We start from the raw sequence: 12,705 nt of genomic DNA, 5'->3' as shown, positions 1-12,705 counted from the left end.
GTAAGACGGGTGCGCCCAGGCAAAGGGCACACCGCAGGTGAGCGGGAAGGGCGGTACGACCGTCAAACGTCCATACCTAATGCCCGCTTGCCGTGAATATTCAGATCGCGCAGCGTGAAGCGCCCTTCCCAGGTGGTTTCATAGTCCTCGCGCGGGAAATCGCCCGGTGATGCGCCTGTCTCCAGCGCCGCTTTCACCTTACGCGCATAGGCCAGATTTTTCTCACACATTGGCGCGGCAGGAATGTACATCACATTGCCCCAGCCCTGCTGATTTTCGACGGAGGCGACGGAGTGGATGACATCGCAATGCCACCACACGGAATCCCCGGCTTCCAGCGGCGGAATGCTGGTTAACGCCGCCATCAGTAAAGGATGCCACTGTTCAGAAATCGGCAGCACCCGGCCCGGCGCGACGCCGCATAATTCATCTTCCGGGACATCATCCAGCAGCGGGCGCAGCAGAATATATGCCATCGCCTCCGGGATAGGGACGACATGAAGCAACCCCTGACCGGGCAGCATATCGGAGAGCGCGGTCCAGCCCTGGAAGGTGCGAAATACCGAGCATTTGGTGGTGTTATCCACCGTATACTCTTCAACTTCGGTACGGTGTGCCGCATTCCACGGATCGTACTGCTCGACGTTGCCGTTAAACACGCTGGCGAATACCCGCTGATAGGCTGGCAGCAGCCAGCGCTCCAGCGCACCGGAGTCGGTATGCGCCCCCAGTCCTTTGGATGTGGTGCCCGGCGGGCGGCGGCGGATGCGATCCGGGTAAATGATGCTGATATCCGGATTAAACCATCGCTTGCCGTCGTGCTCTACCTGCCATAGACGGTTGAGGAACGACTGCGCCAGCGCCATCTCTTCACTTTGGCGGGCCTGCATTTGCGCCTGCGACCAGTAGACAGGATAGATTTCAGGCCGGGAGGCGCTCAGCGTACCGAAAAAATTATCCCCCGGTCCTTTATACACCTCGTCAAAATGGTTCTTGTCCAGATAGTCGAGCATCGACTGGTCCCATGCCAGCGCCTGTTCGCGTGGAAAATGACCTTTAATCACCGCGCACCCGCGGCGCTTAACCTCGGCGCGGGTGGCATCGCTAATGTTGCCCATCGCCAGTTCGCTAAAAGGGATAATTGGCCATACCGGCTGCCCCTGCGCCTTCAGATCGTTAATTTCCGCCACCCGGGCTGCTATGGTGGCGCTCAAACGGTCGAACACCGCCTGTACGTCGCCGATTTGCGCGCGTAGCGCCTGCTTCATCTGACGAATGGCCGCTTTTGGGTCGGCGGGTAGCGTTTCGTGGGTAAAAGGAGTCGTCATATCAACCTCATCATCTTTCGTTCGAAAGTAAAATTAGTTACATCTGATACTTTAAGTTAAAATAAGGTTAATGCAAGTTTAAAATATTGCAGGAGCGCACAAGGAGAGAAGCGAGAGAAAAACGTAAGGTGGCCAGGACGCCTTAATGTCTTATGCGGCTATTCCTTTCGTTCAGCCACTTTTCATTCGAAATAAATTTGTGGTTCTGCTCACATTGTTATTAAAATGTTTCTGGTCGCAGTTACAGCCAGGAGCTTAAGTATGACCGTTAACGTTGTCGTTACCGATATGGACGGCACTTTTCTCGACGATGCCAAGCAGTACGATCGTGTACGCTTCATGGCGCAATACCAGGAACTGAAAAAACGTAATATCGAATTTGTAGTCGCCAGCGGTAATCAGTACTACCAGTTGATCTCCTTCTTCCCCGAGCTGAAAGACGAAATTTCCTTTGTCGCAGAAAATGGCGCGCTGGTGTATGAACATGGCAAGCAGTTGTTTCACGGGGAGCTAACCCAACATGAATCGCGTATTGTGATTGGCGAACTGCTGAAGGATAAGCAACTTAATTTTGTCGCCTGCGGTCTGAAAAGCGCTTATGTCAGCAAAAACGCTCCCGAGACTTTCGTGGCGCTGATGGCCAAACATTATCACCGCCTGCAGCCGGTAAACGATTATCACGACATTGACGATATCCTGTTTAAGTTCTCCCTGAATTTGCCCGATGAACAAATTCCGCTGGTTATCGACAAACTGCACGTATCTCTGGATGGCATCATGAAGCCCGTCACCAGCGGCTTCGGTTTTATCGACCTGATTATCCCGGGACTGCATAAAGCGAATGGCATCAGTCGTCTGTTAAAGCGCTGGAACAGGTCGCCACAGAATGTCGTCGCCATTGGCGACAGCGGTAATGATGCGGAAATGTTGAAAATGGCGCATTACTCTTTTGCCATGGGCAATGCCGCAGACAATATCAAAGCGCTTTCACGTTATCACACTGATGATAATAACCATCAAGGCGCGCTCAACGTCATTCAGGCCGTGCTTGACGGCACCGATCCCTTCTGATTAACAGGACTGCGTAGGCCTATTAAACGTAGCGCCATCAGGCAGTTCGGACATATTGCCGATGGCGCCAGGGTAAATTACAGCATATGTTCGGTACGGGCGATGATATCGTCCTGCGCATCCGGCGACAGCGCGGTGAAGAAGGCGGAGTAGCCTGCCACACGCACGACCAGATCGCGGTACTGGTCTGGATGTTTTTTCGCATCCAACAGCGTTTCGCGTGACACGATGTTGTACTGAATATGCCAGCCTTTATGCACCTCAAAGAACGTCCGTAGCAGAACCATCAGTTTCTGTTTGTCGGATTCGTTTTCCAGCGTCGTTGGGTTCAGTTTCTGGTTGAGCAGCACGCCGCCGAGAATGGAACCGGTAGGTAATTTGCCTACGGAACCAATCACCGCCGTCGGGCCGAGATGATCCGTACCTGATGCAGGGCTTGCGCCTTCCGCCAGCGGTGTATGCGCTTTGCGACCATCCGGGGTAGCCATAGTCGCGGCGCCAAATGGCACGTTTGCTGAGATAGAGGACGTACCGGCGTAATAGTTGCCGCCCACAGGGCCACGACCGTAGCGCGGGTTATGGTATTGCTTCAGCTCATCAATATAGGTCTGATAAGCGCGCGCCAGCAGGGTATCGACACTGTCATCGTCGTTACCGTACTTCGGCGCGCCGTTAATCAGACGCTGGCGCAGCTGCTCATGGGTCAGCCCGTCAAAGTCATCGGCCAGCGCGGCGGCAAGCTGCTGTTGACCGATAACGCCCTGTTCGAAGACCAGTTTTTTCACGGCGGCGAGGCTGTTGCCCAGGTTGGCGATACCGACCTGGAGACCGGATACCCAGTCATATTTAGCGCCGCCTTGCTTGATACTCTTCGCGCGTTCAATACAGTCATCTACCAGCGCTGAGCACAGAATATCGTGGACGTTCTCTTCCAGCATGGTGTCGACCACATACTCAATTTCGATCGATTTGCGCGTGTAGTAGCGAATTTGGGTATCCCAGGCGGCCATCACTTCGTCAAAATTGTTAAAGTTGCCTGCGGAGAGCGCCTTTTCCTGCGGCAGAAATACCTTGCCGCTGGTGGCGTCGCGACCGCCTTCCAGCGCCGCCAGCATGACGCGGGCGAAGTTAATAAAGCTCATGCCGGTGCAGCGATAACCCCATTTCCCGCCGACGGCGGTTTCGATACAGCCGATCGCCGCGTAATCGTAAGCGTCCTGTGGTTCGATCCCCAACTTGATAAATTCCGGGATGACGATTTCATCATTGTTAAACGCCGGCATCCCAAAGCCGCAGCGGATGACCTGGACGCAGGCGTCAAGGAAATCGTTACTCATTCCGGCGTGATAACGCACACTGAGGTTGGGCTGGGTAGAACGCAGACGTCCACAGGACTCCAGAATGGCGTAAGACAGCGGATTCACTGCGTCCATTGGCTGACCGTTGATGAGATTCTGACCGCCAATGGTGACGTTTTGATACAGCGGGCTGCCTGCGGAAGCTTTAGAGTGCGAACCGGAGCGGATCTTGTTTACTTCCAGCAGTTTCAGCCAGCAGCTGTGCAGCAGTTCAATGGCGTGCTCACGATCCAGCGTCTGGTTTAGTTCTACATCGCGACGATAATAGGGGTAAAGATACTGGTCCATACGACCAAATGACACCGAGTGACCGTTAGACTCAATTTGTAGAATCAGCTGGATGAAGTAGCACAATTGCAGTGCTTGCCAGAAGGTCTGCGGCGGTTGGTGGGCGATCACCTCGCAGTTTTCGGCGATGGTAAGTAGCTCTTTACGACGGCTTTCACGGGACTCTTCGCCCGCCATCTGGCGCGCCAGCGCGGCAAAGCGCGTGATGTGCTGGCTTACCGCGTCGAGCACAATATCAATCGCCTTCAGGAACTGCTCGCCATGCAGATCTTCCAGCACGGTCAGGTTGATGCGTGAGCGGCGCTCGGCGACTTTATCGCGCAGGCCATCAAGCCCTTTTTCCAGCAGCAGCGGGAAGTTCACCGCCAGGTGCGCGTCACCGGAGGTCATATTGCCTTCGGCTTTGATAATGCCAGTCGCCAGAAGCCCTTTTTGTTCATCGGTAAACATGCCGTAGCAGCGATCCTGGACGGTTTGACCGCGCCACCACGGACAGACGTCGTGCAGAATACGTTTGTTTTCTTCACTTACGGAAAAACCTGCGCCGGGCCGGTCTGCCAGGTCGTCGATCTCTTTTTCAATCCACGAGACGGTATATTCCGGGAAAATCGGCGCGGCGCGGACTTCACTTGCCTGGTTGCCGACGATCAGTTCATCGTGTTTTATCCAGATAGTGCGTTCCGCCAGGTGATGGGCCAGCGCCAGCGCGCGGCGTACCGGAATCGGTTTATCCAGATGTTGCTGATACATTTCGGTATAATGTTGCGCGCGCTCGGTACAGACCGGCGGTTTCACGATATGTACCAGCGCGGTTTTGTGCGCCTTAATGCGGTCACTGAGCGTGTCCAGTTTCAGTTGGGTCATGATAATTATCCTCGTAGGGTCGCGGTTAAACCTTTTTGGCAGGCGTACTTCTGGGCAAAATCAAGTAACGCCGGCGCATCCAGTGGTTTATCCGGGGCATGATAGGGCTGACTGAGTAAGTGGTATTTATTAATGCCCAGCGTGTGGTAGGGCAGAAAATGAATTTCCCCGACGTGCAGTTCGTCGGCGGCAAAGTCGGTAATGGCTTTAATGGCCTCCTCATCGGCATTAAATCCCTGAATCAGCGGGACGCGAATCACCATTTTTTTGCCCGCGGCGGCGAGTTTCCTGAGATTTTCCAACACCCGCGAGGCGCTGCCATCGGTCCACTGCTTAAACGGCCCGTCGGCGACATGCTTCAAATCAGCCAGAAACAGATCGATATAAGGCAGTGAGGGCGCAATGTATTTCCATGGAACATGCAGACAGGTCTCAACCGCCGTATGAATACCGGCGTCATGGCTGGCTTTAAACAGCTCTGCCGCCAGCTCCGGCTGCATAAACGGTTCGCCGCCGGAAAGCGTCAGACCGCCGCCGCTGCGATCGTAAAAAGGTTTATCGCGCAGTACCGTCGCCATGATCTCATCCACGCTTTTTATTTCGCCGCACACGGTTAACGCCTGTGTGGGGCAGCAATGCGCCAGGACTGAAAAATGGGCGTCGGTCAGTTTCTCGCGATGGATGAGCAGGCCGTTTAGCGCGCGCTCAATGACGTCCGGCGCGGCTTGCGCGCACAGGTCGCATCCTTCGAGACACAGCCGCGCGTCGTATAACAGATCCTGAGCGCGGGCGCGGCTTTCCGGGTTCTGGCACCAGCGACAGCCCAACGAACAGCCTTTGAGAAATACTACGGTACGGATACCGGGGCCATCGTGGGTAGAATAGCGCTGAATATTGAAGATCATAAACGGCCTCTCTTATTTCATATAAAGATTAAATTACTTTCGAATGAAAGTTATCTTGATGTGCGTCAACGAATGGAGAGGTTCTGACAAAGAGGCGTTAAATGAGGTACAACATCACGGTTTGAGGCTGTGATATGGCGTTTAAGATGATGCCGCGCTGCTTGAGCCGATCGTCAGTCGGAGCTTGGGTAAGCTGGCTTTTCGTCTGATGGCAGTAATTATCTGTTGATACAGCACGGCCATAAACCGTGCTTTGGTATGTTTATCCGTAAAGTGGCTACTGTCCGCAGACTTCACAGCCGGGGTTGCGCATTAACTTCATTTCGCGGAACTGACAGGTCATCGCATCGTACATGACGATTTTTCCGCTAGCGGGCTGACCGTAATGCGCCAGCAGCTTAATGGCCTCCATTGCCTGTAGCGAACCGATCACGCCAATCAGTGGCGCCATCACCCCTGCCTCTACGCAGGTCAGAGCGTTTTCGCCAAACAGACGGCTCAGGCAGCGGTAACAGGGTTCGTTTTCCCGATACGTAAAGACGGTAACTTGTCCTTCCATACGAATTGCCGCGCCGGAGATTAGCGGCACTTTCGCGGTATAGCACCCGGCGTTAAGTTGATTACGTACGCTAACGTTATCAGTACAGTCCAGTACCAGCGAATGCCCGGCAATCAGGCTGGTCATAGCGTCGTCGTCCAGCCGCGCGTTAACGGGCGTAATGGTAATATGCGGGTTGATTCGCGCCAGCGCGTCGCGGGCGGACTCAACCTTTGGCTGCCCGACCGTGGCGTCGCTGTGCAAGGTTTGACGCTGGAGATTGGAAACGGAAACGGTATCAAAATCGAGTAGCGTCAGTTGCCCGACGCCAGCGCCGGCCAGATACTGCGTTGCCGCGCAGCCGAGTCCGCCCAGCCCGACCACTAATACCCGCGCATCTTTTAACGTTTCCTGCCCTTCAAAATCGAAGCCGCGCAGAATAATTTGTCGGTTATAGCGCAGCATCTCCTGGTCGCTAAGTTCCGCCATTACAGGCCTCCGAACAGAGCATTAAACGGCTCGACTTCCACCCATTCTCCCGGCTCAACATTGCCGCGTTCACGCTCCAGCACAATAAAGCAGTTGCCCAGACTAAACGAGCTGAAAATATGTGAACCCTGGTGTCCGGTGGTCGTGACCTCCAGTTCGCCGTTGGCGCTACGTTGCAGAATGCCGCGCTGGAAATCGAGACGCCCCGGCGTTTTCTTCAGGCGAGATGCTGTGCGTACACGCTGGCGCGGCGGCACTGCGCTTGCCGTGTTGCCGCCAAGCTTCGCCAGTAAGGGCTGAACCAGTTGATAAAAAGTGAGCGCCGCAGAGACTGGATTCCCCGGCAGGCCACAGAACCAGCTATTACTGAGCTTGCCGAAGGCAAACGGTTTGCCTGGCTTGATAGCCAGCTTCCAGAAGGCGATTTCGCCCAGCTCCTCAAGGATGGTTTTGGTATAGTCCGCTTCACCAACCGAGACGCCGCCGGAGCTTATCACTACATCGGCCTGGCTGTCGGCGTCGACAAACGCGGCGCGAAGCTTACCGGGATCGTCAGGAATAATGCCTAAATTGATCACTTCGCAGCCAAGCTGTTGCAGCATCAAATGTATAGTTAGACGGTTAGTGTCATAAATTTGTCCCGCCTCCAGCGGCTGGCCCGGAAGCTGGAGCTCGTCGCCGGTCGAGAACAGCGCTACGCGCACTTTACGTACAACCTGTGCATCGGCAATTCCCAGCGACGCCAGCACTGGCAGTTCGGCAGTAGTCAGGCGCGTACCGGCCGGAAAGACCACCGCATCCTGGCGAATATCCTCGCCGCGGCGGCGGATGTTTTGTCCGCAACGAACATCGGCGGTAAAACGCACGCCGTCATCGGTTTGTTCCGTCTGCTCTTGCATAACTACCGCCTCGCAACCTGTCGGCACCGGGGCGCCGGTCATAATGCGAATGCAGGTGCCCGCAGGCCACTCTCCCTGGTAAGGCTGACCGGCAAATGCTTTGCCGGCGACGGGCAGCGGCTTATCGGCGGACAAATCCGCCATACGTACCGCATAACCATCCATAGCTGAATTATCAAAGCCGGGAACATCGAGGGGAGAAACGATATCGGTCGCCAGGATGCGGCCAAAGCAGTTCACCAGCGGCAACGTTTCTACGGCGGTGAGCGGGGTAATACGTGAAAGCATCTGTGTCAGCGCCGTTTCAAGCGGCATCAATCCGGCGGAAAATTCCATGAACATACTCCTGCGAGGCAAAATCGAATCCGGCTATTATGTCAGAAAACAGTGGCGGGCAGTATGCTACCTCGGTCTTAGAGACGGCCTTGCGCCTTTACATACCTTACGCATCTTTCTATATTCAAAAATCGAATGAATAACTCACAACAATTCTGATAGTTATAGTAAAAGTTGTGTGCCACCGTAATGGACCCTAAAAATGAATAAAGCAGTGATTGCGATTCACGGCGGCGCAGGCGCGATTGCTCGCGCGCAAATGAGCCATGAGCAGGAGCTACGCTATATCCAGGCGTTGTCAGAGATTGTTGAAAGCGGGCAAAAGATGCTGGAAGCGGGTGACAGCGCGCTTGATGTAGTGACGGAAGCGGTGCGTCTGCTGGAAGCGTGTCCGCTCTTCAATGCGGGTATCGGCGCGGTCTATACCCGAGACGGGACTCATGAACTGGATGCCTGCGTGATGGACGGCAATACCCTGAAAGCCGGAGCCGTCGCGGGCGTGAGTCATGTTCGCCATCCTGTGCTCGCCGCCAGGCTGGTGATGGAGCGCAGCCCGCATGTACTCATGGTGGGGGAAGGGGCGGAAAACTTTGCCTTTTCACAGGGGATGGCGCGCGTTTCGCCGGATATCTTTTCCACCCCGGCGCGTTACGAGCAATTGCTGGCGGCGCGTGCGGCGGGCGAAATGGCGCTCGATCACAGCGGCGCGCCGCTGGACGAAACGAAAAAAATGGGTACAGTCGGCGCGGTGGCGCGGGATAAATTCGGCAATCTGGCGGCGGCAACGTCTACCGGCGGGATGACCAATAAATTGCCCGGGCGCGTCGGCGACAGCCCGCTGGTCGGCGCCGGGTGTTATGCCAACAACGCCAGCGTCGCCGTTTCCTGTACCGGAACGGGAGAGGTCTTTATTCGCACGCTCGCGGCTTACGATATCGCCGCATTGATGGAATATGGCGGACTCAGCCTTGCCGACGCCTGTGAGCGCGTGGTGATGGAAAAATTACCGGCGCTGGGCGGCAGCGGTGGATTAATCGCCGTTGATCACGAAGGTAATGTCGCGTTGCCGTTTAACAGCGAAGGGATGTATCGCGCCTGGGGATATGCCGGGGATACGCCTACCACAGGAATTTACCGGGAATAAGGAGCCGCAGGTGCCGCACAGCGATGAACTGGATAGCCGCGATGTTCTGTCCGTCAGTGGCCTGAATATCGCGTTTCACCACGAAGGGCAACAGGTAGACGCCGTGCGTAATGTGTCATTACGCCTGAAGCGTGGAGAGACTCTGGCGATTGTCGGCGAGTCGGGCTCGGGAAAATCGGTGACGGCGCTGGCGTTAATGCGGCTGATTGAGCAGTCGGGCGCGAACGTGCGCTGCGGCGAAATGCTGTTGCGTCGGCGTAATCGCCAGGTGATTGAGCTGTCTGAGCAGAGTGACGCGCAGATGCGGCGTGTGCGCGGCGCGGATATCGCCATGATTTTCCAGGAGCCAATGACCTCGCTCAACCCGGTATTTACCGTTGGCGAGCAAATTGCCGAATCTATTCGTTTGCATCAGGGCGCCAGCCACGAAGAGGCGCTGGCGGAAGCGAAACGTATGCTCGATCAGGTACGGATCCCGGAGTCGCAGGCGATTTTATCGCGTTATCCGCATCAGCTTTCCGGCGGGATGCGCCAGCGAGTCATGATCGCGATGGCGCTATCCTGCCGTCCGGCGGTATTGATTGCCGATGAACCCACCACGGCGCTGGATGTCACTATCCAGGCGCAAATTCTGCAACTTATCAAAGTGTTGCAGCAAGAGATGTCGATGGGCGTGATTTTTATCACCCACGACATGGGCGTCGTGGCGGATATCGCCGATCGCGTACTGGTGATGTATCAGGGCGAGGCCGTGGAAACCGGCAGCGTAGAGCAGATTTTCCATGCGCCGACGCATCCTTATACCCAAACGTTACTGGCCGCCGTCCCTCAGCTTGGCGCGATGCGCGGCCACTCGCTGCCACGCCGTTTCCCGTTGATTTCCGCTGACGAACCGGCCCTTTATGAATCGCAGATTGAGCAAGACACGGTGGTGGAAGGCGAGCCTATTCTCCAGGTTCGGGGGCTGGTGACGCGATTCCCGCTGCGTAGCGGTCTCTTTAACCGCGTTACGCGTGAAGTTCATGCCGTTGAGAATATCAGTTTCGATCTCTGGCCCGGCGAAACGCTATCGCTGGTGGGCGAGTCCGGTAGCGGAAAATCGACGACCGGACGCGCGCTGCTGCGGTTGGTTGAATCCCGGCAGGGGGAGATTATCTTTAACGGCCAGCGCATTGACACGCTGTCTGCGGGTAAACTCCAGCCGTTGCGCCGCGATATTCAGTGTATTTTCCAGGACCCTTACGCCTCGCTCGACCCGCGCCAGACCGTGGGGTATTCCATTATGGAACCTTTACGGATTCATGGTCTGGGGCAGGGGGACGCTGCGGCAAAGCGCGTGGCCTGGTTGCTTGAGCGTGTCGGATTACGTCCTGAACATGCCTGGCGTTATCCGCATGAGTTTTCCGGCGGTCAACGTCAGCGCATCTGCATTGCTCGCGCGTTGGCATTGAATCCTAAAGTGATTATTGCCGATGAGGCGGTCTCCGCGCTGGATGTTTCCGTTCGCGGGCAGATCATTAATTTACTGCTCGATTTACAACGGGAAATGGGGATCGCCTACCTGTTTATTTCGCATGATATGGCGGCCGTGGAGCGAATTAGCCATCGCGTGGCGGTGATGTATCTTGGTCAAATTGTTGAGATGGGGCCGCGGCGCGCCGTTTTTGAAAATCCGCAGCATCCTTATACGCGTAAATTGATGGCGGCGGTGCCGGTTGCCGATCCCTCCAGACACCGGCCGCGGCGCGTTCTGCTATCAGATGATATACCCAGCAATATTCATAAACGTGGCGAAGAGACGCCCGCCGTTTCATTACAGTTGGTCGGGCCGGGACATTATGTTGCGCGACCTCAGCAGGATAATGCGCTCTCGCGCTTATAACATTCAGACTGGCAGGGTTTCAGGAGAACAACATGACGCAATTTATTACGCATAAATGGCTGGCGGCGCTGGGACTGGCCTCATCCATTGCGGCTTTTCCGGCCCTGGCGGCCAAAGATGTGGTGGTGGCGGTAGGGTCTAATTTCACCACGCTCGATCCGTATGACGCCAACGATACGCTCTCGCAGGCGGTGGCGAAGTCATTTTATCAGGGGCTGTTTGGCCTGGATAAAGACATGAAGGTAAAAAACGTCCTGGCGGAAGGCTATACCGTTTCTGATGACGGTCTGACCTACACCATTACCCTACGGCAGGGGGTGAAATTTCAGGACGGCGCGGATTTTGATGCGGCGGCGGTGAAAGCGAATCTCGATCGCGCCAGCAATCCGGATAACCACCTCAAGCGTTATAACCTGTATAAAAATATCGCAAAAACGGAGGTCGTCGATCCGGCAACGGTAAAAATTACCCTGAAACAGCCGTTCTCCGCTTTCATTAATATTCTGGCGCACCCGGCGACGGCGATGATCTCGCCGCAAGCGCTGGAAAAATATGGCAAGGATATTGGTTTTCATCCGGTCGGTACCGGTCCATACCAGCTTGAAACCTGGAATCAGACCGACTTTGTCAAAGTGAAAAAGTTCGCCGGTTACTGGCAGCAGGGCTTACCCAAGCTGGATTCTATTACCTGGCGTCCGGTTACTGACAACAATACCCGCGCGGCGATGCTGCAAACCGGCGAAGCGCAATTTGCTTTTCCTATCCCTTATGAGCAGGCCGCGTTACTGGCGAAAAATAAAAACCTCGAACTGGTCGCCAGCCCGTCCATTATGCAGCGTTATATCAGTATGAATGTGACGCAGAAGCCGTTTGATAATCCTAAGGTGCGTGAGGCGTTGAATTACGCTATCAATCGTCAGGCGCTGGTTAAAGTGGCGTTTGCCGGATACGCCACGCCGGCGACGGGCGTGGTGCCGCCGTCGATAGCCTATGCGCAAAGCTATCAGCCGTGGCCCTATAATCCGGCTAAAGCGCGCGAACTGCTGAAAGAGGCGGGGTATCCAGACGGTTTCAGTACCACGCTGTGGTCATCGCATAACCATAGCACCGCGCAAAAAGTGTTGCAGTTTACCCAACAGCAACTGGCGCAGATTGGCATTAAAGCCCGGATAACCGCGATGGACGCCGGCCAGCGCGCTGCGGAAGTCGAGGGCAAAGGGCAAAAAGAGAGCGGCGTGCGAATGTTCTATACCGGCTGGTCGGCGTCGACGGGCGAAGCTGACTGGGCGTTATCGCCGCTCTTCGCCTCACAAAACTGGCCGCCGACGCAGTTTAATACCGCTTTTTACAGCAACAAGCAGGTCGACAGCGATTTGGCGGCGGCCTTAAAGACCAACGATCCGCAGGAGAAAACACGATTGTACAAAGAGGCGCAGGATATTATCTGGAAAGAGTCGCCCTGGATACCGTTGGTGGTGGAGAAATTGGTTTCTGCGCACAGTAAAAATTTGACCGGTTTCTGGATTATGCCGGATACCGGTTTCAGCTTTGACGATGCGGATTTGAAGTAAGTAATGCGATGGGGCTGGATGGCGCGCGCGTT

At 55.4% G+C, this 12,705-nt stretch carries 9 protein-coding genes; 4 read left to right on the top strand and 5 right to left on the bottom strand.

Features of this window, described 5'->3' with window-relative positions; all coding sequences use genetic code 11:
* Positions 1-62 precede the first annotated feature (62 nt).
* The gene (locus J1G48_RS14960) at positions 63-1,328 is read right to left on the bottom strand and encodes a DUF1479 domain-containing protein (protein WP_000210957.1); all 1,266 of its coding nucleotides are present in this window, start codon (positions 1,326-1,328) and stop codon (positions 63-65) included.
* Between the two features lie 261 nt (positions 1,329-1,589).
* Here J1G48_RS14960 and J1G48_RS14955 point away from each other — a divergent pair, with 261 nt between their 5' ends.
* Entirely contained in the window at positions 1,590-2,399 is an 810-nt protein-coding gene (locus tag J1G48_RS14955) for a Cof-type HAD-IIB family hydrolase (RefSeq protein ID WP_000217902.1), read from the top strand.
* A gap of 77 nt (positions 2,400-2,476) precedes the next feature.
* Here the strand turns inward: J1G48_RS14955 and J1G48_RS14950 are convergent, their stop codons facing one another.
* The 4 genes from J1G48_RS14950 to moeA form a co-directional block, all read right to left on the bottom strand.
* Positions 2,477-4,909, bottom strand: a complete 2,433-nt coding sequence (locus tag J1G48_RS14950; protein ID WP_000192661.1) for a glycyl radical protein — start codon at positions 4,907-4,909, stop codon at positions 2,477-2,479.
* Positions 4,910-4,914: 5 nt separating this feature from the next.
* Positions 4,915-5,814 carry a glycyl-radical enzyme activating protein gene (locus J1G48_RS14945; protein WP_000576953.1) on the bottom strand — a complete coding sequence of 300 codons (900 nt, stop codon included), beginning with the start codon at positions 5,812-5,814 and terminating at the stop codon, positions 4,915-4,917.
* Between the two features lie 277 nt (positions 5,815-6,091).
* Positions 6,092-6,841, bottom strand: a complete 750-nt coding sequence (moeB, locus tag J1G48_RS14940) for a molybdopterin-synthase adenylyltransferase MoeB (protein ID WP_000829289.1) — start codon at positions 6,839-6,841, stop codon at positions 6,092-6,094.
* Positions 6,841-8,076 carry a molybdopterin molybdotransferase MoeA gene (gene moeA / locus J1G48_RS14935; RefSeq protein WP_000395783.1) on the bottom strand — a complete coding sequence of 412 codons (1,236 nt, stop codon included), beginning with the start codon at positions 8,074-8,076 and terminating at the stop codon, positions 6,841-6,843. The genes moeB and moeA overlap by 1 nt, the downstream gene beginning before the upstream one ends.
* A gap of 202 nt (positions 8,077-8,278) precedes the next feature.
* Here moeA and iaaA point away from each other — a divergent pair, with 202 nt between their 5' ends.
* From iaaA to gsiB, 3 genes are read left to right on the top strand one after another with little or no spacing between them, the layout of a single operon-like run.
* Complete coding sequence (gene iaaA, locus J1G48_RS14930) at positions 8,279-9,220, top strand: beta-aspartyl-peptidase (RefSeq protein WP_001030503.1); 942 nt, start codon at positions 8,279-8,281, stop codon at positions 9,218-9,220.
* Between the two features lie 10 nt (positions 9,221-9,230).
* A complete protein-coding gene (gene gsiA, locus J1G48_RS14925) occupies positions 9,231-11,102 on the top strand; it encodes a glutathione ABC transporter ATP-binding protein GsiA (RefSeq protein ID WP_001120597.1) in 1,872 nt (623 codons plus the stop codon).
* 32 nt (positions 11,103-11,134) lie between these two features.
* A complete protein-coding gene (gsiB, locus tag J1G48_RS14920; RefSeq protein ID WP_000191430.1) occupies positions 11,135-12,673 on the top strand; it encodes a glutathione ABC transporter substrate-binding protein GsiB in 1,539 nt (512 codons plus the stop codon).
* The last annotated feature ends 32 nt before the right edge of the window (positions 12,674-12,705 follow it).

Origin of the sequence: Salmonella sp. SAL-020 (genome assembly GCF_017372215.1) — a bacterium.
GTDB lineage: Bacteria > Pseudomonadota > Gammaproteobacteria > Enterobacterales > Enterobacteriaceae > Salmonella > Salmonella enterica.
This window is presented reverse-complemented; position numbering and strand designations above follow the sequence as displayed.

Excerpts from the sequence above, each read along its gene's own strand:
- J1G48_RS14960 (WP_000210957.1), bottom strand. The coding sequence starts at position 1,328 with ATGACGACTCCTTTTACCCACGAAACGCTACCCGCCGACCCAAAAGCG.
- J1G48_RS14955 (WP_000217902.1), top strand. The coding sequence starts at position 1,590 with ATGACCGTTAACGTTGTCGTTACCGATATGGACGGCACTTTTCTCGAC.
- J1G48_RS14950 (WP_000192661.1), bottom strand. The coding sequence starts at position 4,909 with ATGACCCAACTGAAACTGGACACGCTCAGTGACCGCATTAAGGCGCAC.
- J1G48_RS14945 (WP_000576953.1), bottom strand. The coding sequence starts at position 5,814 with ATGATCTTCAATATTCAGCGCTATTCTACCCACGATGGCCCCGGTATC.
- moeB (WP_000829289.1), bottom strand. The coding sequence starts at position 6,841 with ATGGCGGAACTTAGCGACCAGGAGATGCTGCGCTATAACCGACAAATT.
- moeA (WP_000395783.1), bottom strand. The coding sequence starts at position 8,076 with ATGGAATTTTCCGCCGGATTGATGCCGCTTGAAACGGCGCTGACACAG.
- iaaA (WP_001030503.1), top strand. The coding sequence starts at position 8,279 with ATGAATAAAGCAGTGATTGCGATTCACGGCGGCGCAGGCGCGATTGCT.
- gsiB (WP_000191430.1), top strand. The coding sequence starts at position 11,135 with ATGACGCAATTTATTACGCATAAATGGCTGGCGGCGCTGGGACTGGCC.